Genomic DNA, 22,608 nt, shown 5'->3' with positions numbered 1-22,608 from the left:
GTACAGTCTGTTTGGGATGAGGTCAAACCTACAGGGCAATTCGAGACCGGCCACGCGTCTTGCCGGATACGATCCGGCAAACAAGTTGGAGATTCAGGCTTGCAGTCTGTAACGCGAGGCGGTAACCGACATTCGGAGCCCCTATAGCTCAGCTGGTAGAGCAACTGATTTGTAATCAGTAGGTCCGCGGTTCGAGTCCGTGTGGGGGCACCACTTTTTTCAAAGGCTTACGAGGCGATCTCATGCCTGGCACTCGCTTCGGGTAAGCGTAGGGTAAGCGTAGATGCCGATTTTTCCCTTTACATTCGCCCGAGGGTTGCATGATTCTGCAGACAAGGGAGGAACTGATGGGACACATCAGGCTTGGCACTTTGCCTCGGTCCAGGAAGTGGCGCGAGGTCGTTGATTTGATCGCAACCGATGCGTCGGTAGAAGAGATCGCCGAGGCGGCGGCTGATGCATCCGAAAAAGATCTCTCGCGCGCGAGTCGTGACCCTAGGTTTCAGTTTGTAAGCTATTTGCTGGTGAGGTTGCCTTTGCTTGCGAGGGCTCCTGGCTTCGAAGACGCTCTGGCTGATCTTGGTGTCGACGGATCGGAGCTTGCCTCTGTGACAGGGCTGCTCGCCGGGTTGGATCGTGCCATTGATCGCAACAGCTTCGATCTCCGAAGTTCCTCAGATACAGGAGAATTGGCGAAGGTCGCGCTCTTGGAAAGCCTTTCCGTTCAGCTGCACGACCGGTTGCCATCCCTGTTTGAACCGACACCGCAAGAAATTCGCCAAGCACTCGCGAGCTTCGCCTCGGGCGATGCATTTGCGAGACTCTCGCGGGATTTCTTTGCCCGGTTGACATACCGTTCGCTAGACTACTATCTGAGCCGGGAACTCGCCAATCACACTGGCGAGGATCGACGCTTTTCCACCGATGCACAGCGAGTGGCATTTCAACAAGCCCTCGCCCACCACACATTTGAAGTGTCTAGAATTGTCGAAGAATATGCGGGCGGCTGGTATGGCAAAACCGTCTGGCAGAAGCAGGCGCTTGATCGCGATTCAATAGACAAGTTCACAGCTTACGCGTTCAAAAAGATGCGCTCGGAGTTTGGGCGCCGTCGCGCTGTTGTCTGAAGTTGAAGTCAGATGGTTGCCGCCCCTGACAAAAAGCGGCGGTGATGAAGTCCTGCGTCTCGACATTGCTGGCCGCGAAGTCGCAATGACGCTGCGGATTGGACAATTGAACCGTCAATTGGTCGAGGGCCTGCAGGATCGTGCACTCGATTTGCTGGAGATTGCCGCGCTTGTCTATTGCGCGGACGCGGCAGTCACCCTCCCCGGAAATCGGTCCGCATGTATTCTGGCAGACCTGCGCCTCCTCAAAGGCTTCGATCACGTCTTCATCGTATAAAACGCGCGCGCCGATCTTCAAAAACCTGGGGCCCTTTCCGAGCCAGCGCCACTGCTCCAGCGTCCGCGGCGACATGTGCCACCGCTCCGCCAGCTGATCTTGTGTCAACTTGGTCATACCAACCTCAATTGCTCACTGCGGCACGAGGAAGTTCGGTCCGCTTCTACAATTGAGAATCTGACGGTTCAGAGTTTGGAAGTATGTGGTCACAGCCCCGGAAAGCGTGACAAGTACCAAGGCTAAGCTATTGACTCTAAACACACCGAGGCGAAAAGGTGTGACATTTCCGCAAAATGCGTGACCTCACGATCCAAACCGCATAGGAATCAGTGTCTGCAAATGGCCCGAAAGCTGACGTTAATCAAGTAAACTCGGAAGACGGCTTCGAGCCCAATTCGACAGATGCCGCTCGCTATAAGAACGGGTGCGAACCGCGCATTGCTGCCGTTGATCATGGCAAGGACGGCCCAGACCTGCCGTTCACTCGTAGCACGGCATGCTGCGGTGCGGCCCGCCGAACCTGATATTCGCTGCAACGGCTAAATCTGCGGATTGGCGAATTACACAGTGCGGACCGAACCGCCGGTGCCCGGCTATGGGTGAAGGCCGGCTTTGGATAGCCGTGTCCAATTAAAACCCATCAATAGGACCATTCTCACAGCCAAGGTCGTCGAAACGGACTTGAGTATGGTGGCCGAACTGGCAGCATAGATCAATGGAACAGAAACCTCCGGCCAGATCGGCAGAAAATCTAACAACGGTCGAGGACGCGTTGGGTAGCACATCATCCCTCATGATCCCTCATGGTGTATGAAAATTTTTGCAGGTTGCAATTCGAGATCTGGGCTTGTCTCATGCGAGAGTGTCAGCGCGTGTCGAAAGGCTGACGAGATCAGAACCAACTCGAGATGGGGAACAGCCGAGTGGACACCGTCGAAATCAAATCCTTGTATCGAGCCTCGGGCACATCGCTTGCACCGAAGCTGCGCAGATTACCTGCAATGGTAGCTCTCTTTGCAGCCACCATTGCACCACCTGCCAAAGCTCAGGAAGACCTCAGCGAGATCAACAACGGAACAAATCCAACGCTGCTCACGACGCAGTTTGGGCTTCAGTATCAGTTCAACCAGATCAATTCCGACCTGAACACCGGTCTGTTCGAGGCCTTCTATACGCAGCCTTTTGGTGAGGGTGGGAAACGGGCCTTCCGGATCACCGTGCCCGGATCGGACAGCCCGTTCAACGCAAACCCCATCTTCGGCGGAAAGCCAGGGGTTGAATTCACGCTGGGCGACATCAGCGTTACCTACATTGACGTTTTTTACCTTACCGAGAAAAACGGGGCCGCTTTCACTTTTGAACTGTTTCTGGACACAGCAGAAACCGAAGCCGCCGGCTATGGTCAATTTGCCGGTGAAACCTCGGCCTTCTACGCGTGGTTTCTCAACAACGGAGCAATTTTCGCCCCGGCCTGGGTTCAGACATTCGGACTGGAGGGCGGAAATGATCAAGGTCAGAATGTGAACACTACCACGATCGACTTCTACTATGTTCCCAAGCTGAAAAATCCGCGTTTCTACCTGACCTTCGACCCGGCCATCATCCACGATTGGGAAACGGACGCGACGTTCGGCAGCCTACAGGTGACCGCGGGCATGCTGACGGGCAAGGCATTTGGCGGTGACGGTCAAGTGTTCATCAAGCCTGGCATTCTGTTTGGCGGCGACAGGCCGGCAGAGTGGTCTGTCCAGGTTGGATATAAGGTGCTGAACTTCTGATGCGGGGCGATGTCACTGTTGACTTCTTGGGTCTGCTGACGCCCTCATGTGACTGAACATTTCAGTGCCACGGGAGCACAAGAAAACCCAGCGGGTCCACTCACCGCGATCCGCTATTTTTTGAAAACCCAGGCTGCGCACCCAAAAACAGTTTTGCGCGACCAAAACCAAATTCATTCATCGCTTGAAAATGAGGATGTACATCATGACCAACAGAACACTCACCTATCTGCTCTGCACGACGCTCGCCGCAACTCCGGTCAGCGTTCTGGCGCATGAGGCCAATCATGAGGTCGTCCCGGCCGGTGTCGTCGGTGAAATTGAAACCACCAATGTAAAGATGAAATTCGACAATGTCCTGATCAGGGGCGCACAGGTCTTCAACGGGTGTGACGAAGAACTCGCGGATGTTGACGTTCTGGTTTCCGGTCAGTTGATCTCCGCCATTGGTTCCGATCTTGAGGCACCCGAAGGCGCTTTCGAGATCGATGCCGAGGGCTACACGCTCATCCCCGGCCTGATCGACGCGCATTGGCATGGGGTCTTTGCCGAAGCGACGATCGCGCAACTGGCCCTGACGGGCGAGGGCTACTGGAACCTTCTGGCTGCCAAGGCCCAGAACAACGCGCTGTCGCGCGGGTTCACAACAGTGCGTGACGTGGCCGGACCGATGTTCGACATCGCGCGCGCAACGAACGAGGGGCTGATCGACGGGCCGCGGGTCTTTCCATCCGGGCCAGCCTTGTCAATCACCGCCGGCCACCAGGATTTCCGGATTACGCGGGAAGTGCCTCAGGCCATCGGCGATCTTCATTCGTTCGAGACGAACAACATGTTCTACATCACCGACGGCGTTCCGGATGTGCTGAAACGTGTGCGCGAGAACCTGATGCAGGGCGCGACGCACATCAAGCTGATGGCGGGTGGCGGTGTGACCTCAGCATATGACCCGATCCACACGATCCAGTTCACGGACGAGGAATTCCAGGCCGCTGTCGAAGCCACCGAAGCCTGGGGCACCTATGTGACGACCCATGCGATCAATGATGAAGCGGTTCGGCACTCTGTCGAGAATGGCGCGCGCAGCGTCGAACACGGTCACATGGCGACCCGTGAGACCCTGCAGATGATGAAAGACAAGGGCGTCTGGCTCAGCATGCAGCCTTTCCTTGATGACGAGGATGCGCCGGCTCTGAACGAGTTCCAGAAAGCCAAGTACAAGTTTGTCACCGACGGCACCGACTTCGTCTACAAGACCGCCAAGGAACTGGGCATGAAGATCGCCTTCGGAACCGATACGCTGTTCAGCGCGGATCTTGCCGAACGTCAGGGTGCCGTCTTGGCCAAGTTGGAACGTTGGTTCACGCCGTATGAAACGCTTAAAATGGCAACCTGTGACAACGCCGAACTGCTGAAGATGTCGGGCGACCTGACGCCGTACCCACTGGGCCCGCTCGGCGTGATCGAGGAAGGCGCCTATGCGGACATGATCCTCGTCAACGGCAATCCTCTGGAGGATCTGCAGTTGATCGGCGATGCCAAGGCGAACTTCGGCATGATCATGAAGGACGGCACCATCTACAAGTTCGACATGGAGTGACCGGTCATGCGTGGCCGAACGCTGACTACCTTTCCTTTCGTCCTTGCGGCTTCGGTCGCGGGGGCGCGGGACGCCCCCCGGTCCAATCATCATAATACACGCAAATGTCCTTGACGGGTTGTCCGCGGAGATGATCGACATCACCAGTCTCGTAACCGACGGAGACCTGATCCTGGTTGTCGTCAACCCTCTCGAGGATTTGAGACTGGCCGCCAACCCGTGGGGAAACATTGATTTGATCATGATGAACAGCGTCAACTTCAAGAACGCGGTGTGACATGGAAAGGCCTGCTATGGACGCGCAACAAGTCATCACCTTTTTCGGGCATATGGTGCTTTTGCTATTGCTTGCGCTGGGGCTGCACCCTTCGACCGCGCTGGCCAATGAGCCCCCGCATGTAGATTGGCATGATCTGGCGCCGTCAACGGCGCCTTATGAGGATCCGTTCCTCGAGATGTCCTACAAGCAGAAGGATGACCTGCGAACGATCCTGGATGCCGCGCGCCGCGTGGATGATGCCGAACTCAGCCAGCGGGCACAGGAGGCCCGTGTGCGGCTGCGCGACCAAGGCTATGACGCGGACGAGCTTTTGACCCAGCGCCTTGTGGTGATGGAGAAACGGCGCGAAGAGGCGACCGGCGTAACCGGGCAGTATCTCGGGCACGAAGTTTCGCTTGATGGATACGTCCTGCCGCTGCGCGGGGATAACGGGCGCGTATTCAGTTTTCTGCTGGTGCCGTGGGTGGGGGCCTGCATTCACACGCCGCCACCGCCGCCCAACCAGATGGTTCGTGTCGATGTACCCGAAGGCATTGAAATAGACGAAGCGTTTCACGCAATTCGGCTGCGCGGCACTCTGGAACATGAACCGTCTGTCAGCAATCTGTTCCTTGTCGACGGGCAGAGGATGGTCGAAGCATCCTACTCATTGAAAGAGGCACAGGTTTGGGGGGTGCGTGGGGAAATCAAGGCGTCTGCCGCTGCGCCTGTTCAGGGCAATATCGTGGCCCGAACCCAGGCATGGATCAGCAATCTCTTCACGACATCTATGACGTCGATGGATCAGGGCAAGTCGCTGGCGACGGTAGCGTTCGCTCTTCTTGTCGCGTTTCTTTATGGGGTCCTGCACACGCTTGGGCCGGGGCACGGCAAGGCCGTCGTGATTTCCTATTTCGTCGGTGAAGGGGGTAGCCTGCGCCGCGGTGTCGGGATGGGGGTTCGCATCGCCATCGTACACGTGTTCTCGGCCGTTGCGGCTGTTTTCCTGCTCGACCTTGCGATCCGGCAAACCACCGGCGGGGCACCATCCGATTACCGGCTCATCCGGCTGGGCAGCTATGCGCTGATCATTGCAGTTGGCCTTTGGATGCTTTGGAAAAGCCTTCGGACAATTCATGACCTCCGAAGAACGGCGTCAACAGCCCATGAACACGGGCCGCATCACAGGCACCCGAATGACGACAATACCCACAGCGGCTGCGCTGCCTGCGCAACTGCCGAAAAATCGTCCAGAGGAACTGACGGATGGCTTGCGACAGCGGTGGGTATTGTGCCCTGTACCGGCGCGCTGATCGTAATGCTGGTTGGATTTGCAAATGACCTTGTGTGGCCTGCGCTCACCATGGTGAGCGCGATCTCGCTGGGCATGGCGATCTCCATGTCTCTGATCGGCGTAGCGGCCATCTGGGGGCGCGCAAAGGTTGCGCAGCGGATCGGTTCGAATGCAGCCACCCACCAACGCTTTGAAAGCGTTGCCCAAATCGCCGGTGCGACCTGTGTGACCGTGGTCGGAGTGCTATTGTTCGTCACATCATGGAGTGCGCCCGTTCAACCGCTCGCATCCCAGACGGGCCCGGTGGAGAAACCACAAGAAAAGACTTTGTCCGCGCTTAGGGATTGAAAGCCGAGAAGGCCTTTCTGGGTGTGCCTTGTACGCACTATCTCTGGGCAGGACGGGCCGCAGGTCGCGGGAATGAAGGTCCCCTTTTGCGATCTCATCTGTTACACGCTGCACGGCCGCGAATTCACACTTTCCGCCCGTGGTGCTTTTAGCTGCGGTTGCGAAGTAACGAAAGCGGTCGTTGGAGCTACGCTCAGTATCGACGAGTAGAATGCCGACCATGTGAAATTCTGACGAGAATTCACGGAAGACGCGTTCACGACCGGAAGCCGCAGTTCATGCGGACTGAAACATTCCGTGGCAATGGCGGGATCTGGACGTGCGCGCCGCAACTAACCGATGGCGGGTTGACGGACGGTTTCTGACAGTCGCTCGCCTGCGCCACACCACATATCTCAGAACACGAAATGCGGTCCACCATTCCGGACATTCGCTGCACGTGCTCGGCCTGGATGGTGGCCAAGGCCTCAAGAGCGGACATAGGGTTAATTCGCTGCGTTTGCGCAAGAAGCGGCTTTCGGGCGCCTTACGGACCTTCACTTTGAATTGCACACAAATTGTACGCCTCTGGTGGGTATGGCCAAGATCCAGCAAGAAAGTCTGTCCACTCCTGCATGGGCGCGGTGTATAAACGCGCGGCAGTGTTCAGGGAAATCAACATGCCTCCTTGGGTGCACCCGTACCGGAACAGACCCGTTGTTCAAAATATGCGCAGACGTATCCACTTCGTCACCCTGCACCTTTTACAACAGGTGGAAGGCCTATTTTGGGCGGAGTTGGCTAAAAGCGGGAGCACTTTACACGTTGAGGATCATCCCTGTAGTCTGACTGGAAACTGGTAGGCCAGTCGCCAAATTAGAATTGATGCCGAATGGGTGCTTCCACGCTGCGGACGCCGGACAACATCCCTGTTCCAGACCTCAACTGATGGGCGACTTCGGTAGAGGACACGACTGGGATCGAACCTTTCCCACCCCGCAATGCATTGATTTACTTGATTACGTTCATTCCTTCACCTGCTGCAACTGGTCCGAAAAGCGGCGATTAAAGGGCCTGCTTGCCTGTCAAAGCACGGGACTGAGCGTCGCCAAAGCGTTGTTCCATAGCCGCCTATGCTTGGGCCATGCCTGTACCTGCTCCAGCATAATTTGTCTGCTTTTCGCGACATAGTCTTGCTGACGGACACGCATTTCGGCGGTCAGAGTCCGATCGTACAGAAGGATGTTGTTCTCATAGTTGAGGTCAAAACTGCGCCTATCCATGTTCGCCGATCCGATCAGGGTGAGTTCGCCGTCGACTGTCATGGATTTCGTGTGCAGCAGGCCAGGCACGTACTCGTAGATCTTCACGCCTGCAATTAGAAGGTCCTCGTAGTAGGAGCGGCTCGTGGCGCCGACGGCAAAGTCATCGTTCCGTGCCGGAAAGACAACCGTGACGTCGATGCCCCGGTTGCCCGCTGCGCATAGCGCAGTCTGGATTGTCTCCGTTGGCACATAGTAAGGCGTTGTGATTACAAGCTCGTGTCGCGCAGCGAACATGACACTTTCGAAGATCTCCGGCATCGCAGAATGACGCACCGTTGGACCGCTGGCGACTACTTGCGCGGTGAAGCCTGAGCCAGACACACCCTGCGGCGCGCGCAGGATATTGCTGATGTCCTCGTCGTGGTTGGCCATCCAGTCACTTACGAAGAGATGCTGGTTCTGTCCTACCACTGGACCCTCGAACCGCATCACAGCGTCGACCCATGGTGCAAATTTGGCCTTTGGCAGGAAGGCGGGGTCGGCGCAGTTCTGGCTGCCGCAATATGTGACGCGGTTGTCGATCACGAGGATCTTGCGATGGTCACGCAGGTCGACGCGACCTTGAAACACGCGGAAGAGCGGATTGCCGATCTTGAGGGCGCGGGCAAGCAACACTCCTGCGTCGGCCATGGCGTTCCAATGCGGGCTTTTGATGAGATCGCGCGAGCCGAGATCGTCGACCATGGCGCGACAGGCTACACCACGACCGGCCGCGCGCTTAAGCGCTTCGACCATCTTGCCGCCGTTGCCGTCGGGCAGCCAGATATAGAACATCAGATGGACGTGGTCTTCTGCGTTGTCGATATCGGCGATCATCTCGTCAATCGCCGCGTCGGAGTCCTTCATGAGTCGGGCACGGTTTCCGCCGACAGGATCGTATCCGCTGATCGAGCGGCCCACGTTGAAGAGATATGCGTAGCGGTCAGGCACGGGGTGAGCATGGGCCTCTGCGTTCGCCGCCTCGGTTGCCTGCGGCGAAGGAAGCTCTGCAAGGATGCGCGTGCGTCGTGCGACGCGTCGGCGTCCGATGCTCGTCTCCCCGAGAAGGAGATAGGCGACGATCCCCACAACCGGAAGCGCGAAAAGCACGGCAAGCCATGCGACGCGCGCGGCTGGATCGCGGTGCGAACGCAGCAGGATTCGCACTGCACAGGCGAGCACGGCGACATAGTGCAGGATGATCCATATCATGTTTTCGCTTCCCCTCGACCATTCGTGTACCCACGACACCTGCAACGTCGTCGCGGTACGGGCCACGGCACGGCGCCGGCGTGTGGCGTGGGGCATCGCACCAAAATCAGCGGCCAAAGCCACCGCGGATCTTCGCCAGCGCAATACGGACCCGCGCTCTCAGGTCGGCCAGCCGGCGTTAGTTCGTTTCCTTCCTCACCATCCAAGCCATCGTGGCGATGGCGGTTCCTTCCGAGATCAGTTGGACCCCGATTAGGACACCGAGCAACAACAGGCTCATGCCGGGATTGGAGAGAAGCCACGTGGCGATCAGGATCCCGAGAACACCGCTTGCCAGAATCCAGCCCCAGTTGGGCAATGGACGAATGGTCAAGGAGAAGACGGTTTTGGAAATTCCCTCTATCATGAAGAAGACACTCATCAGCATGACAAGCGTTCCGACCGCGACCGCAGGATTGCGCAGGAAGAGAAAGCCGACGATCGCCGACAGCGCCGCCGAAATCAGTTGCAGCCATATATCTGTCTCCTTTCGTTTGGGGCATGGCGTCCCTGTCTCGTTTCTCAAATTAGAAGTGGGCACGCATGCGCAATCCAATAACCACTATGCTTTCGGTCGCGGGGGCGTTCGCAGGGTTGGTAACAAGCTGCACACTTGGTGTGATCTGGAAGAAATCCGTCACGTCCCACCGGTAGAATGCCTCCATTGTGAACTGGTTTCGTGAGTTACCAGGTGCCCGTCCCCAGTTCACCCCGACTCCAGCAAGATCCCTGCCGTCGCGGGCGTCGTACCCGGTTCCAACGCTGATCGATCGGTCGAGAAGCGTTCCGCCATCTTTGGCATAGCCTGCACGGAAGAACGGCCTCCACGCGTCCTGGCGACCGCTCGCCAGAAAAGAAACGCCGTAACCGCCGGGCACACCAGCCTGCATTCTCTGATCAATCTGCCAGAAAGTCAGCTGAACTGACTGGTCGTATCGATTGTCCCAATCAGGCGCCCAACCTATGCCGAAGTGTTTGAAGGTCTCGCCGGTGTCGAAAAGAGTTCTGGCGCTACCGACCGGGTCTGCCGGGTCTGCGTTGGCATCTGCAAAGCCAGCGAGGATCGCCCAACTGTCGCTTAGTCTCCACTGCAGCGCGGCTCCCAATCCCTGAGAGGGCGCTGGAACAGTTGGTAGTTGCTCAAAGGCGAGGTTTGTGAAGGCAGTCCATGGGTTGGCGAGGTTGTTGATGTCAATGTAGTCGGTGACATCAACCTGACCGATGACGAAGCTGCCCCGACCATCGGCAAACACTTGACGCCAGTAGAGGTTGGTCAACAACCACCCCGCATCGCTAAAGGTCGACGAAAAAAGCCCCGCATATCCTAGGGATGGCCCGAGCGCCTGGGGCGAGAGATGGCTTCCGAAGGCGCTCCGATTCTCGATCTTGAAGACCAGCTTACCAGCGTTTTCGGCAGCGCGTCGGCTGGCTGCCAAAGTGCCATATAGCCGAAACACGTTGCTTGCCGCGTTAGAAGGCGAGAGGTCCGAGTTAGTGCCGAGATACTGAACCATCTCGTCGATACCGAATGTCAGGCCCACCCGATCCTCGAGCCCATTCTTCCAGTCCCGGTACTCCCAAAGCCCCCGTCCGTCCTGGCGCACGGACGTGGCCGTCAACGTTCCGGGAACGCTTCTCGGAGAAGAGAGAACGCCTCGCCGGTGAGACCTTCAGAGCGAACTTGCACTGGAGACAAAGTGGCCAGAAGCACGCAGATGATCGCCAGCGCATAACGCTCCCATAGGCACCAAAGGCAGTGGGGCGGGGCGACACAGATGCAAGGAGGCTCAAATGCTCCTTGCTTGCTCTGTTCCTTTGGCGCCCGTGACATTGTTCATCAACTCCAACTGCCAGTTCTTGACGTGTGAACCGCCTCGCAGGCCACCTATTGCGCCCTCGCGTAGCTTGTCCCGACGACAGATGTTTGCTGCACTCGATCCTGTCCTGGCGGTTGAGCGAAGGTCACGGCGAATAATGTTCCCCCGATCGCCAGCACACAGACGGCTCCTGCGAGCCGTGCAACGGCTTCAAATCGCAGACGTCCTTGCGGGGTGCTCCCAACACGCGCCTCGGCCCAGTTGCGACCAAGGATCGCCGCAATGCCAACGACTGACATGGCGAGCGCCATACCTGTCGAAATTGCGATCACCATCATGATCGCTGGGATCACCAGATCGTTCGCGAGACCGAAAAGCATGACGATGAGCGCACCGGTGCACGGCACTATGCCCACCGCAGCCGCGACCCAGCCGCCGCCTTGCGGTTTGGCCTGGGCAGCGGCGCAGGCCGTGCATCCGGCATGCGCGTGGGCGTCATCGTGATCGTCGTGAGCGTGGCCGCCCGCCTCGTTTGCCCGCATGTTCGCGAGGGCATGCCAGAGCATCACCGCACCGATTGCCATGATCAGCGTGTAACTCCCGAGCCGGATCAACCTGTAGTCCGATGGGGCCGCTCCTGTTGCCTGTCGCACGGCGAAATCGAGCAGGAAGACGACTACTACCGCAGAGAGCACGTGCATGATGGCGATCCGGGCCCCCATGACGAAGCCGCGCCTCAGGCCGCCGCCGGTTCCGATAAAGTAGGAGACGACGACGGCCTTTCCGTGTCCCGGTCCAAGCGTGTGGAGCGCGCCGTACGCGAACGCGATCAGCAGCGCGAGGCCGACTCCGCCAGCGGACCGGCCTTGCTCCATGTCAGTCATCGCCGTGGTGAAGATGTCGGTGATCCTGGCCTGCGCGCGTGCCAGCCCCGACAGATCCTCCACTGCCGGGTTCGCGGCAACGATCTCCCCAGGCGTCCCGGCGATTGTCGCCTGCTCCATCGCGTAGGATGTGGGAATGCTGCGCGAACCGTCGACCAGGAACAGGGTGTGACTTGCCGGCCAATGCCTCAGGCGCCCCGCAAGCCGCACCGGCGTGAACATGCTGACGGCTTCGAAACCGTCGGGATAATCGACATGGATGATCTGGTTGGGAGGAGGCGCTGGGGTGTGTATGCAGGCGCCTACCCAGGGCACGAGAAGAAACTCGATGACGCGCCCGTGCTCTCTGCGCAATGGAAGGACATAGCCGTCGATCGAGACCCGAGCTTCCAGGCGGTCCGACGCGACCTCGAACGCCGCATCGTCCCAGTCTTCGAACGCGAGGCCGTCAGACGCCAGCGGATCGAATGGATTGCCCAGCGGCAGGTCCGCTTGAGGGCCGCTCGAGGACGTTTGGCCCGCGTGCGCGTCATCTGCCGTCTCGACGATCTTCTGGCTCTCGAGGCCCGGAGCCAGATCGCGCCATGTGATGACCGGGGCCGACGGCGCTTGCGCCTCCGTCGGACCAGCCGCAGCCAGGAGAAAGATCACGGCAACGGAGAAAATGCTGATCACGAGCGGATTTGGAGGGCGCGCGTCCTTTCCCGCGAGGCTGTGCGATCCGCCCGGCGCGCCATTGCCGTGACTGCAGGTCTTGATCGGTCCAGGGTGCCAGATCACCGGACCGCAACCTTAATCACTTGTCGATTGCTGGGGCTTCAAGGCTGGGCCGCGGTAGGAGGCTCTCTCGACTTGCAGCGTGTCAGGGGACGTGGATCGGGGCGTGTTCACCGCCAGCGTGACTTCGGTCGCATCGAGGGTCCACATGCTCGCCATCAGCACCTCGCCGTCGAGGACGAAGACAGTTTCGTTGCTTTCCTGCGGCGCAAGCAATCCTGTCGCCGTCACCGGCGTGTAGAGCGACCGGGCGGGAGACCCAGCTTCTACCGTCACGCGGATCAGCTGGTTGGGTGGCGGCGGGGGCGTATGGCTACACATGCCCACCTCCGGCACAAGGTATCCGACGGTGAGACCGTCTTCGTCGATGCCCGCGGGAATAAGGAAGCCGGTAATGGTGACCGCGGTCCGATGGAGCTCGGGATTGGTTGCAAGGAGTGCATGCTTCCGCGCTTCGGCCACGACCCATCTCTGGGCCAGCAACTCTTCGATGTCATGGCCGGCAAGCGTCAGCGTGCCGCGCGCCGCCTCGAGCCGCGCCTCAAGCCGTGATCGTGCGTCTTCCGGAACCTCCCCGCTCGCAAGCCGCTGCTCGAGACGGACGAATGTTCGCAACTCCCCGAGCATCTCGAAACCCATATCGCGAAAAGGGTCGTCGAACTCCTGCGCGGCAGGGTCTGGCAAGTCGGGGAAACCGATCCGGGTCGGTTCCGCCTGCACAGTCGCGGCGGCAAGCAGTACCGCGACGAGTCCAACACCCATTCGTGTCCGTAGCTTGGCTGCCCATGTCGTCATGGCTCAATTCCCTCCCTGCGGAGGAATGCCAGGCGCTACGTCCGGCATGCCGGTCGAGAACTCCCGGTTCCACGCTTCTTCCGACACGGGCTCGAACCTCGGCCTATCTTCGGGCTCGAAGCGGATCGGCTGGCCGGCAAACACTTCCAGCAGTTCGTCGTCACGCACAGTAACCTGGCCATTGACAATAACGGCCTTGAACCCGGTCGAAGGAATCGAGCCCTGATCATAGGTGGCGTTGTCGGTAACGGTTTCGGGGTCAAACACCACGATATCGGCGATCATGTCTTCCTGGATCCGGCCACGTTCCTGCATCGCCTTCAGGCCTGTACGGCCCAAATGATGCGCCGCGTTGTAGCTCAGGATCGACAAAAGCTGCATCATCGGAATGTCGTTCTCGCGCCCGAGGCGGAGCGTGGCAGCGCGCGCACCCGCGCCCCGCGGGTGCATGTTGCCCAATTCCTCGAAGGGAGTATTCCAAGGTGCCATCAGAGGCTCGGCGAACATTGCGTCACTGGCCATGGTCGTGCCTTTGAGTGTCAGCCATTTCACCGAGTCTTCGGGCGGCATCTTGAAAAGTACGATTTCCTTGGTCGGGGTTTCCTCCACGCCTTTGGTGTAGCTTTCCAACGTGTAGAAATCTCCGGTCACAGGGTCTTGCAACGTCTCCTCATAGGTGTGGCCAAGCCGTTCCACCCAATTCTCTGGCTTCAGGAACACCGCATTCAACGCAGTTGAGCCGGCGGCATAGGGATAAATCTCGCCCCAGACGTTGTAGCCCTGTTCCTGCAGACGCTGGATGATCTCGTGGCCAAGGCGCCAACCCGGGTTGTTGTAGTGATTGATCGTTGCCGGCGCATCGAGAGCGAGCGCGTTAGCAATGATTTCCTGAAGCCCGACATTCTCGAAAGTGGCGTTGTCGGGCGTGAACCGGGTATGCACGGCAGTATGCCTACCGTAGCGCGCAGCAACCTTTTGCACCTCGAACATTTCGCGCGAGCTCACGCCATCCCGCATATAGCCGAGCGTGCTGCCAATCCCGAGCGCGCCGTCCTGCAAGCCCTTGTCTATGATCCGCAGGATCTCGTTGCCGGTGTCGTAATCAGCCTCGGCCAGGCTCCAACCCGAACCCTTCCGAATCTCCAACGCCGCGGCGGGACCGTGAAGCAGGACTTCCTGGTCGGCGAACCCGTCGAGTACCATGGCGCGGGCCTGCTCATGGCTGGAGGCACATCCGTAATTCGCCTGCGTTACACCGGCGCGTTCCTCGTACCACTCGGCGATGATTGTGCCGGCGCAGCCTTCTTCGATGTCCATGCTGCTGGTCAATCCGTCGCGAAGCCCAAGCGAATAGCCCATCGGTTGCTGCCAGTGGAAATGGGTGTCGATGAAGCCAGGAGCCACGATATGGCCGGTGGCGTCGATTTCCTCGGTACCAGTCAGGGGATCCTTTGAGATCTCGACTATACGGCCATCGGTAATTCCTACGTTCGCGATACTGTCATAAAGCGTCTCTGGGTCCATCACGCGACCGTTCGAAATAACGAGGTCGTAGTCCTGGGCTTGAACGATGCTGCCGAACAGAAACGTGGAGGCAAACGCAGCAGCAAAAGAAAAACTCTGATTAAATGACATATTACTTTCTCCCTTGTTCTTTGCGGGTGGGGCTCACTGCATCTGGGACCTGCGGATAGGCTGTCCGTGCGGCGCGTCGAGGATGAGGCTGCCGTCGCGGACGACAAAACCGCCGTTCACGAGCACGGTCTGCACACCTATGGCGGGCTGGTTGGCGTTCTCAAAGGTCGCGCGATCCGCCACCGTCTCCGGGTCGAAGACCACGATATCGGCGTCCATGCCGACCTGTAGCCGGCCTTTGCGACGCATCTGTGGCACGAAGTCCTCCAGTGTCTGCGCAGGCATCAGCGACATCTTGCGGATCGCATCGCTCATCGAAAGCACGCCGCGCTCGCGCACGTAGGAGCGCAGGATCTTGGCGAATGTCCCGGCTGAGCGCGGATGGGCGAAGACGTTGTCCGGCAGCGGCCAGTCATCACCGGTATAAGTCTGGATGTTTCCGTCGTCGTCGAAATAGGACCAGAAGGTCGCGTCCGAAGCGATCAAGGTGGCAGGATGCGTCACCGACATGTCAAGCATGGCAAGGTCCTCAGGCTTGCTCTCATCGAGGAAGTGCCACGTGATGAAGGTGCCGGGCTTGTTGGCCTGGTAATCGGCGAGTTCGTCCTCGGTCATGCGGTCGGTGCCAAGCTGGAAATTTTCGGAGGTCGATTGCATCCGCTCCCGCCAGTCCGGCCCGGTGAACATGGCGGCGCCGACAACGGTGCTCGCCGCGCCGTAGGGATAAGCCTCCACGGTGATGTTGATACCCTGCACCATCGCCTCCTCCACGAGGGCCAGCGTGGCCTCGATGTCCGCCATCGACGTGCTGTTGATGTGGCAGATGTGCATGTGCGCACCGGTGATCGCGGCGTTGGCGATCAGTTCCTTGAGCGCCTCGAAGGAGCTTTGCGGCTCGATGACGCTCGCGTAGCGGACATGGGTATAGGTGGCCACGCCGTATTCGTTGGCGAGCTCCGCCAGCGCGAAATACTCCTTCTGACCGTATCCCGGCGCATAGCCCGCATTGATGCCGATGCCGAGGCCGCCTTCCTTGAGCCCCTGTTCCACAAGGGCGAGGATGCGTGCGGCTTCGTCCGCATCGGCGATCTCCATCTTCCAGTCGTTCTCGGCCTGGGCCTCCTGGAAATACTCGACCGTCGCCAAAGGATCGGTGTTGTCGAAGGTGGCGATCCGGCCATAGGTCCAGCCCGCCGCCGCACCGTAATTGATTGGCAGGTTCTTGGCAGCCTGACTGTCATACCAGTCGGCGATGGGCAAAACGCCAGATTCTAGCTCTAGCGCCGTTGTCACCCCCTGCATCGCCTGCATCCGATAGTCACCAATACTCTGCCCGTGAGCGTGCAGGTCGATGAACCCCGGCGAGACGACGTGCCCCTTAGCATCGATCACCGTGTCACCTTCAAGCGAGAACTCGCTGATCGCCGAGATACGGCCGTCCTCCACGCCAACGTTGCGGATCGCATCGAGGCCCGTCTCCGGGTCGATCACGCGCCCATTTAAGATCACGATATCGTTGGCAAACGCTGTCGTTGCGGTCGCGACCAAAACCGCCAAGGTGCCGATTGCGGACAAAGTTCTTTCTGGTTTCATAGGCGATGTACCTTTACCTTCGACCACCTTCTGGAATCGTGGTCTTTCGCAAAAAGGATACTAAACGCTAATCAAAACAAAACTGTATGCCCTCACGCGACAGGTAGTGTGGAAACTTGTCCTTGAAAGTGCGTTCTGGGAGTATTCGTAGTGAACGGCATGTACATCGTCGTGTAGAACTAACAACGGACGACAGACAAATGGTCTCTGAGCGAATCGCGTTCAACCGCGCTCTGCAGCTTCGCCCCTTCCTTGATCTGTTCGAGAAGCGCGGCGGCAAGGCTGGCCCTGTTCTCAAGGCGGCTGGGCTTGACCAGGTCGATCTCACCGACCCGGCTGCGATGATCACCGGCAATGCACTCTACAAGGCCGTCGAGAAAATGGCCGATGTGCTCAACGACCCGTATTTCTCGGCGCGCGCAGCTGAGACATTCGTCGAGGCGGGCCCCGTCTTTGTCCGGGAGAGCTATGCGATATCCCACACCCTCGCAGAGTTCCTACCGCTGGCTATTCTCGAACTCGACCGGCAGATCAACAACGTTCGATACTCCCTCCAAATCAATGCAAATGTCACCGTGATCCGAGCTGAGAGGACTTTCTTACCGGCAGCACCCGTCGTTCAGGCAGATGCCGCCACTGCGAGCCTGTGGTTGACCCTCCTGCGGTTAGTGACCGAAGACGATTTCAATCCGTCTCGCATAACAGTTACGGCGCAGGAAAACGCAGGTATTCCGCTGGATCTGCTTCCGAAGTCTTCTTTCTTGAAACGAAAGTGCAACAGTGTTCAGATCGGGTTTCCCTCTGAGTGGCTGCAACGGCCACTAGCCCTGAACTGGAAAATCCCGCCCACCTCGCGTGGAGAGTTCCGCGATACTTCCCCGCGCGATGCGATCCTGAAATGGGTCGAAAAGGTCTGCTTCCAAAAGATTGGTGAGCGAACCTTCGGCCTCGAGGAACTCGCGCGTAACCTCGGCGTCCATCCAAAGAGCCTACAGCGCACGATGTCTGAATTGGGCACCTCGTTCCAAGAGATCCGCGACAAGGGGCGTAGAGAGAGGGCCCTAGAAATCATTGACAGCGATAGATCCGCACCGAACGAGGAGATCGCCGAGTTGCTTGGTTTCTCCGGTGCAACAAGTTTTTCCAGAGCGTTCAAGAGATGGACCGGCGTTACACCGACCGAATATCGGCAAAATCAGTGATTTTTTCCCTGCTCTTTTATTGATGCAGTCGTGCCTGCTCCCGCATCATCGCATGGCCTCTCAGAATGTCCGCGATCGCCGATGCATCCGGCGAAAGAGCCAAATTACTCGCTGCCCGTGCCAAAGATTGCAGGCTGCATTCTCGCTGACTGGTAGACCTGCCCCTACGCGACCCGAGTCAGAAGCGCCCGTTGCGCACCCGCTCCGGATTATCCGCGCAAGACCAAGGATGACGCGCGGCCCAGAAGAGAGGCGGTGTAGTTAAGGTCGATAATTCATCGGCAGTTTTGCTCAATGCACAATGTTCGGGTCCAAACAAGTCAGTCCAGTTCAGTCAAGCCGCGTTGGGTGCACAAGAATTCTCAAGCAAACGCTTAGTGGGCGATCTTGCGAATAGATTCAACACATCACGAAAACGCGCGATTGAAACATGAACACAAGCGGCACACGATCCGATTAAAGTCGCTGAAAAAGCGTCGAAATCGCGTCCATTGATGACGGGGCAAACTCGCCTGTCGCTTTGAACGGCTGCTTTGCTCGGCTTCGCAGCCGTCGGTTCACACTGCAGCATTCTATACTTTGGGCTCGAAGCGGAAGACCAACGGGGGATTCCGAAAGTCTGCTTGGGAGCGGCGAGCGGACGGTCCCGCCCGCCAAAGCATTAAAGATCGATACGTTCGGCAATACTAAGCGCGTCTTCAAGCTCGACGCCAAGGTAACGCACCGTACTGACCACTTTGCTGTGACCGAGCAGAAGTTGAACGACACGTAGGTTTCCGGTCTTTCTGTATATCAAAGCCGCCTTGGTGCGCCTAAGTGAATGCGTGCCGTAGCTGGACGGATCGAGACCAATCGCTGACACCCATTCCCGGACAAGCCTAGCGTATTGCCGGGTCGAAAGATGCGGCAAAGCATGCATACGACTTGGAAACAGATACCGTTGTCCATACATGTATTGAGAAGAGACCCATTGCGACACGACTTCACGTGTATTCTCCGTCACTTCAAATTGCATCGGTTTTGCAGTTTTGCTTTGAACAACGGATACCCGATCGCGAACAGAATTGCCGACGGCGAGATCGTTAACCCTCAGGCGGACGAGATCGCACCCGCGCAACTTGCTATCGATGGCAAGATTGAACAATGCCAGGTCTCTCAGCTTGTTTGCAAGTTCGAGCCGAGCGCGAATGGCCCAGACTTGCTTTGACTGCAATGGCCGCTTCTGTCCGACTAGTCTGCCTTTGTTCCAAGGCGGACGACGCGTTGTGACAACGGGAAGTAGAGATTTGGGCATCTTAGATCTCCGTCCATTGCCTTCCGTCCCAAACATCGACACTGTGCCGACAGCTGCAGTCTAATTGCCGCTCGCGTGTCTTCAGCACAGGAAATTCTCAGGTTTCAGGAACTGCCACCGCTGATCTTCTTACCCATCACATCCGCTGCCTGCCGCAACGGGTCATCTGCGAGGTGCGCGTAGCGTTGCGTGGTAGACGGGTTCGTGTGTCCAAGTAACCGACCGACTATAGGCAGACTCAGACCGCTGGAAACGAGATGCGACGCATGCGTATGCCGATTGTCGTGGATACGGTAGTCTTGAAGACCTGCTGATGTGGTGACCGAGCTCCAAAATTTCTTCAGATCTTTGTACGGTTGGTCCGGAGAGCGTCCCGGAAACAACCAACGACTTTCAGTAGATGCCCCTGCTTTCATTGCCGCAAGCAAATCACAGGTTGCTGACGAAAGCGGCAGGTGCTCTCGTCGCTTTTGCTTTGTGTGGTGCGACGGCTTTGTCCAGACCCCGCGGTCCAAATCGAAGTCTTCCCATTTTGCCTTCAGCACTTCGCCGATCCGTGCGCCTGTCAGGAGCTGCAGGCGAATAGCGTTCGCTGCAACCTGATTTGGATGCTCTGACAGAGCCACCAAAAGTCTTTGCAGCTCACCGTCTGACAACCAGCGGTCCCGCTTTTCCTCGGGGAACTTTTCTATGCCGCGCGCCGGATTGTCAGAACGCTGACCCCAGCGCACAGACAGTTCAAACATTTTCGACATGAGCGCCAGAGTGCGATTGGCTTGATAGGGCGTATCACGCATTTGATTGTGAAGCTTCTGAACATGCTGATGCGTCACTTCAATGACTTTAAGATCCCCAAGCTTGGGGAGAATGTATCTGTCCAGCATTGACCGATCATTCCGAACGCTACCGGGACGTTTCTTCGGTTCCGCATGTTCGGTCATGTATTGCGTGGCAAGTGAGTTCACCGTTGGTGAATGCCTTAGGCTTTGAGCATCGGCGACAGGATCTGCGCCACGTACCACGTCAGCAAGAAGCGCGCGTGCTATTTCGCGGGCGGCGCCCAAAGACAAGGTCGGCCCATATCGTCCAAGTGTCTTGCGTTTCGACCGACCGGTTTGTTTGTTGCGATATTGAACTAAGAAGCTTTTGACGCCGGTCGTTTTCACGCGAAGTCCAAAACCCGGCAGACCGTCGTCCCAATATATCGTGTCCCGGTTTGTTGCTGAAAGGCGATCGACAGTTGATTTTGTTAATCTGACGTTGGGCATATTGGTCTCGGACGGCTTGGGTAAGCACAAGGTAAGCAAAGTGCGGAGAGTTGGGAAGGGTCTTATAGAAACCTCTGCACGCAAAAACTTTTGTTATTTAAGAGAATATGCTGTCCAATCGAATTGGCTATAATGCTATCGAAAAAAGGGTGATAAGATTTGTAATCAGTAGGTCCGCGGTTCGAGTCCGTGTGGGGGCACCATAAGCTCCAGTTAAGCATATGTTTTCAAAGGGTTTAATGGGGTAGTTATCTAGTCTATCCACCTGCCAGTCCACCCTTTGATGTGCGCTATGGGTTACACAAATTAGTGAATCGTAAGGTTGGTAATTGTTGGTGTTGGAAAATGTTGAATTGAGGATACGCACCAAAGCCTGATTGGCCGGTTGTATGTTTGGTGCAACTTAAAGATTCAATACCCCCCCTCTGAAGCAAGCCATGCTAGCGTTCGCCCATATTCCCCAAGTAACGCGCTGATTTCGCGGTCCTGATGGTGATATTTCGCATATAAAACATGGTGTTGTCGGCTTTGAGGGGCACGTTTCATGGATCACCCAGAGGGTGCGAGCCCGCAGCGGGCAGATCGGGTGGATTTCGACACTCGCGTGCGGCTGGAATTTCGAGGTGCGCAGCTCAGTTCCGACGGTGGCCTCCTGGTGATGCGGGAGATGGATGACGCGCTCGGGTTGTCCGATCTGGCGGCAGCGGCGCTGCGCGAAACGCGACGCGGCAAGAACACAGTCCATCGTCTCGACGGGTTGTTCCGGCAATCGGTGTTCGGGCGGTTGGCAGGATACGGCAGGACAGGTCTGGCCGCTGCGCCGAAAAACACAACCGCCGAGCCAGATCACGGCGCATTCGCGGTCTGATCCGCCCTGTTCCAGCAGCCTGCGCGACCGCAGGCGCCGTTCAGGGCGAAAAACGCTTGTCCAGCGGTCGGATCCAGGCGATCTTTACGTCAGACGGCACGCCACTTGGGGAATGTCGGATAGAACCATTTGTCCGAGCGCACGAATGGTTGGGACACATGTAGCAAACGGAGAATCCTATGAACGGAATTGTTAGGGCAACTGTGGTGTTGATTTTTTGTGGAGCAAGTCTTGCCGCTTGCACAAATAATCAAGGCGTGAACGCGGCCTCCGGAGCACTTGTTGGCGCGGCGGTGGGGAACCAAATCGGGTCCGGCAGTGGGAGAACAGCTGCAACTCTGGTAGGAGCCGCTGCTGGTGCGCAAATTGGTGCTAACGCTTGCGGCGGACAGAACCAACCCCCATGCACTTGAGGCGCCATTGGGCCGTCTTCTGCCTCTGAAAAACAGACAGCACGATCCTATTGAGCGGCAACCAGGGTCATGGCAGTCAAGTGTCTTGATCCTTCGGGAAATTCGGGGTTCGGCCATATGGCTAGATGTATATGTGTCCGGGTTTCTGTGACGCCGTTCGGGCTGATTTCCGGTTTGGCGTCACAGTATTCAGGACGGGTTTGGCTCAACCAAGGTCAATCACCGCGCCACCGTCACAATCATTGTGACGCGGTGTCCTGTTTTTTGTGCGGGGCTTCTGTTTTTGCCGCCAAGACATGAACCGCTTTTCGGCGGGTTTGCCATCACGGGTTGGCAGTTCGCCCAGCGCCCAGACGGATGCCTTGCCGATGCCAGACGGGCCAAGGTGCGGGGCTTGGGTCATGGTGATGAAGCCGCGTTCCTGAAGTTCCCGGAACCACGGGCCAACCGTATTGCGATGGACGTTCAACGCCGCTGCGGCGTCACGATGGCTTAGATAGATATCGCCGTTGTTCGATCCGTTATAGCGGCGTTTGATTTCGATATAGAGCGCCCTTGGCCCAGGTGGCAGGGTTGCCCATGCCTCGGACGCTTGCAGCCATTCAGGAAGCTGGACATGCCGCCCAGCGCCCCTTTTGTATCGCTTGTAGGGTTTCGCCATCACTTGTGCTCACTTTGGGCTACCAGCGCCAGCCAGACGCGCACAGCGACAATCTGATCGGGGCAACCGCCCAGCGTCAGCCAACCGCCCTCTATGGCGACTCCTGCGCTCTCGCGGGCCATGATTTGCCACGTCTTGCCATTGCGGGTCAGCTTGAAGTCATCTGCCATCACCGCGCCTCCCC

General features: G+C 57.9%; 19 protein-coding genes, 1 tRNA gene and 1 pseudogene. 9 read left to right on the top strand and 12 right to left on the bottom strand.

Features of this window, described 5'->3' with window-relative positions; translation table 11 throughout:
* Positions 1-137: 137 nt before the first annotated feature.
* Positions 138-213 (top strand) — tRNA-Thr (locus tag AC2FMM_RS09465).
* Positions 214-347: 134 nt separating this feature from the next.
* Positions 348-1,127 (top strand): hypothetical protein, encoded by a 780-nt coding sequence (locus tag AC2FMM_RS09460; protein ID WP_496796420.1) that lies wholly within the window; start codon positions 348-350, stop codon positions 1,125-1,127.
* On the opposite strand, the gene AC2FMM_RS09455 is transcribed toward AC2FMM_RS09460, so the two are convergent.
* A complete protein-coding gene (locus AC2FMM_RS09455) occupies positions 1,081-1,521 on the bottom strand; it encodes a hypothetical protein (RefSeq protein WP_496796419.1) in 441 nt (146 codons plus the stop codon). The two genes, AC2FMM_RS09460 and AC2FMM_RS09455, sit on opposite strands and share 47 nt — an antisense overlap.
* Before the next feature lie 806 nt (positions 1,522-2,327).
* Here AC2FMM_RS09455 and AC2FMM_RS09450 point away from each other — a divergent pair.
* The 4 genes from AC2FMM_RS09450 (at position 2,328) to AC2FMM_RS09435 (ending at position 6,683) form a co-directional block, all read left to right on the top strand.
* Positions 2,328-3,182: a hypothetical protein gene (locus AC2FMM_RS09450; protein ID WP_170369649.1), complete on the top strand. Its 855-nt coding sequence runs from the start codon at positions 2,328-2,330 to the stop codon at positions 3,180-3,182.
* 205 nt (positions 3,183-3,387) lie between these two features.
* Complete coding sequence (locus AC2FMM_RS09445; protein WP_496796418.1) at positions 3,388-4,782, top strand: metal-dependent hydrolase family protein; 1,395 nt, start codon at positions 3,388-3,390, stop codon at positions 4,780-4,782.
* Positions 4,783-4,912: 130 nt separating this feature from the next.
* On the top strand, positions 4,913-5,059 hold the full coding sequence (locus AC2FMM_RS09440) for a hypothetical protein (RefSeq protein ID WP_496796417.1): 147 nt from the start codon (positions 4,913-4,915) through the stop codon (positions 5,057-5,059).
* 16 nt (positions 5,060-5,075) lie between these two features.
* Complete coding sequence (locus AC2FMM_RS09435) at positions 5,076-6,683, top strand: HoxN/HupN/NixA family nickel/cobalt transporter (RefSeq protein WP_496796416.1); 1,608 nt, start codon at positions 5,076-5,078, stop codon at positions 6,681-6,683.
* 1,064 nt (positions 6,684-7,747) lie between these two features.
* Here AC2FMM_RS09435 and cls read toward each other — a convergent pair.
* The 7 genes from cls to AC2FMM_RS09400 form a co-directional block, all read right to left on the bottom strand.
* Positions 7,748-9,178: a cardiolipin synthase gene (cls, locus tag AC2FMM_RS09430; RefSeq protein WP_496796415.1), complete on the bottom strand. Its 1,431-nt coding sequence runs from the start codon at positions 9,176-9,178 to the stop codon at positions 7,748-7,750.
* Positions 9,179-9,356: 178 nt separating this feature from the next.
* A complete protein-coding gene (locus tag AC2FMM_RS09425) occupies positions 9,357-9,743 on the bottom strand; it encodes an HdeD family acid-resistance protein (protein WP_496796414.1) in 387 nt (128 codons plus the stop codon).
* A 1-nt stretch (position 9,744) separates the two neighbouring features.
* Complete coding sequence (locus tag AC2FMM_RS09420; RefSeq protein ID WP_496796413.1) at positions 9,745-10,821, bottom strand: carbohydrate porin; 1,077 nt, start codon at positions 10,819-10,821, stop codon at positions 9,745-9,747.
* A 281-nt stretch (positions 10,822-11,102) separates the two neighbouring features.
* Positions 11,103-12,698 carry a HoxN/HupN/NixA family nickel/cobalt transporter gene (locus AC2FMM_RS09415; RefSeq protein ID WP_496796412.1) on the bottom strand — a complete coding sequence of 532 codons (1,596 nt, stop codon included), beginning with the start codon at positions 12,696-12,698 and terminating at the stop codon, positions 11,103-11,105.
* A gap of 12 nt (positions 12,699-12,710) precedes the next feature.
* Positions 12,711-13,490: a DUF3299 domain-containing protein gene (locus AC2FMM_RS09410; protein ID WP_496796411.1), complete on the bottom strand. Its 780-nt coding sequence runs from the start codon at positions 13,488-13,490 to the stop codon at positions 12,711-12,713.
* A 3-nt stretch (positions 13,491-13,493) separates the two neighbouring features.
* Positions 13,494-15,125: an amidohydrolase family protein gene (locus AC2FMM_RS09405; protein ID WP_496796410.1), complete on the bottom strand. Its 1,632-nt coding sequence runs from the start codon at positions 15,123-15,125 to the stop codon at positions 13,494-13,496.
* Between the two features lie 33 nt (positions 15,126-15,158).
* Positions 15,159-16,718: an amidohydrolase family protein gene (locus AC2FMM_RS09400; protein WP_496796409.1), complete on the bottom strand. Its 1,560-nt coding sequence runs from the start codon at positions 16,716-16,718 to the stop codon at positions 15,159-15,161.
* Positions 16,719-16,918: 200 nt separating this feature from the next.
* On the opposite strand from AC2FMM_RS09400, the gene AC2FMM_RS09395 reads away from it, so the two are divergent.
* On the top strand, positions 16,919-17,920 hold the full coding sequence (locus tag AC2FMM_RS09395; RefSeq protein ID WP_496796408.1) for an AraC family transcriptional regulator: 1,002 nt from the start codon (positions 16,919-16,921) through the stop codon (positions 17,918-17,920).
* A 661-nt stretch (positions 17,921-18,581) separates the two neighbouring features.
* Here the strand turns inward: AC2FMM_RS09395 and AC2FMM_RS09390 are convergent.
* Both AC2FMM_RS09390 and AC2FMM_RS09385 read right to left on the bottom strand, forming a co-directional pair.
* On the bottom strand, positions 18,582-19,214 hold the full coding sequence (locus AC2FMM_RS09390; RefSeq protein WP_496796407.1) for a tyrosine-type recombinase/integrase: 633 nt from the start codon (positions 19,212-19,214) through the stop codon (positions 18,582-18,584).
* A gap of 104 nt (positions 19,215-19,318) precedes the next feature.
* Positions 19,319-20,482, bottom strand: coding sequence for a tyrosine-type recombinase/integrase (locus tag AC2FMM_RS09385; protein ID WP_496794718.1), 1,164 nt, complete (start codon positions 20,480-20,482; stop codon positions 19,319-19,321).
* Between the two features lie 544 nt (positions 20,483-21,026).
* On the opposite strand from AC2FMM_RS09385, the pseudogene AC2FMM_RS09380 reads away from it, so the two are divergent.
* Positions 21,027-21,278: pseudogene (locus AC2FMM_RS09380) on the top strand (transposase); the annotation flags it as partial.
* A gap of 251 nt (positions 21,279-21,529) precedes the next feature.
* Complete coding sequence (locus tag AC2FMM_RS09375; protein ID WP_496712542.1) at positions 21,530-21,763, top strand: glycine zipper 2TM domain-containing protein; 234 nt, start codon at positions 21,530-21,532, stop codon at positions 21,761-21,763.
* 205 nt (positions 21,764-21,968) lie between these two features.
* Here AC2FMM_RS09375 and AC2FMM_RS09370 read toward each other — a convergent pair whose 3' ends face one another.
* Together AC2FMM_RS09370 and AC2FMM_RS09365 are read right to left on the bottom strand one after the other, a co-directional pair.
* Positions 21,969-22,424, bottom strand: a complete 456-nt coding sequence (locus AC2FMM_RS09370; protein WP_496796406.1) for a helix-turn-helix domain-containing protein — start codon at positions 22,422-22,424, stop codon at positions 21,969-21,971.
* Positions 22,424-22,594 (bottom strand): hypothetical protein, encoded by a 171-nt coding sequence (locus AC2FMM_RS09365; protein WP_496796405.1) that lies wholly within the window; start codon positions 22,592-22,594, stop codon positions 22,424-22,426. The genes AC2FMM_RS09370 and AC2FMM_RS09365 overlap by 1 nt, the downstream gene beginning before the upstream one ends.
* Positions 22,595-22,608 lie beyond the last annotated feature (14 nt).

Source organism: Ruegeria sp. BHSC043, from assembly GCF_059612985.1.
This window is presented reverse-complemented; position numbering and strand designations above follow the sequence as displayed.

Excerpts from the sequence above, each read along its gene's own strand:
- AC2FMM_RS09460 (WP_496796420.1), top strand. The coding sequence starts at position 348 with ATGGGACACATCAGGCTTGGCACTTTGCCTCGGTCCAGGAAGTGGCGC.
- AC2FMM_RS09455 (WP_496796419.1), bottom strand. The coding sequence starts at position 1,521 with ATGACCAAGTTGACACAAGATCAGCTGGCGGAGCGGTGGCACATGTCG.
- AC2FMM_RS09445 (WP_496796418.1), top strand. The coding sequence starts at position 3,388 with ATGACCAACAGAACACTCACCTATCTGCTCTGCACGACGCTCGCCGCA.
- AC2FMM_RS09440 (WP_496796417.1), top strand. The coding sequence starts at position 4,913 with ATGATCGACATCACCAGTCTCGTAACCGACGGAGACCTGATCCTGGTT.
- AC2FMM_RS09435 (WP_496796416.1), top strand. The coding sequence starts at position 5,076 with ATGGACGCGCAACAAGTCATCACCTTTTTCGGGCATATGGTGCTTTTG.
- cls (WP_496796415.1), bottom strand. The coding sequence starts at position 9,178 with ATGATATGGATCATCCTGCACTATGTCGCCGTGCTCGCCTGTGCAGTG.
- AC2FMM_RS09410 (WP_496796411.1), bottom strand. The coding sequence starts at position 13,490 with ATGACGACATGGGCAGCCAAGCTACGGACACGAATGGGTGTTGGACTC.
- AC2FMM_RS09405 (WP_496796410.1), bottom strand. The coding sequence starts at position 15,125 with ATGTCATTTAATCAGAGTTTTTCTTTTGCTGCTGCGTTTGCCTCCACG.
- AC2FMM_RS09400 (WP_496796409.1), bottom strand. The coding sequence starts at position 16,718 with ATGAAACCAGAAAGAACTTTGTCCGCAATCGGCACCTTGGCGGTTTTG.
- AC2FMM_RS09395 (WP_496796408.1), top strand. The coding sequence starts at position 16,919 with ATGGTCTCTGAGCGAATCGCGTTCAACCGCGCTCTGCAGCTTCGCCCC.
- AC2FMM_RS09390 (WP_496796407.1), bottom strand. The coding sequence starts at position 19,214 with ATGCCCAAATCTCTACTTCCCGTTGTCACAACGCGTCGTCCGCCTTGG.
- AC2FMM_RS09385 (WP_496794718.1), bottom strand. The coding sequence starts at position 20,482 with ATGCCCAACGTCAGATTAACAAAATCAACTGTCGATCGCCTTTCAGCA.
- AC2FMM_RS09375 (WP_496712542.1), top strand. The coding sequence starts at position 21,530 with ATGAACGGAATTGTTAGGGCAACTGTGGTGTTGATTTTTTGTGGAGCA.
- AC2FMM_RS09370 (WP_496796406.1), bottom strand. The coding sequence starts at position 22,424 with ATGGCGAAACCCTACAAGCGATACAAAAGGGGCGCTGGGCGGCATGTC.
- AC2FMM_RS09365 (WP_496796405.1), bottom strand. The coding sequence starts at position 22,594 with ATGGCAGATGACTTCAAGCTGACCCGCAATGGCAAGACGTGGCAAATC.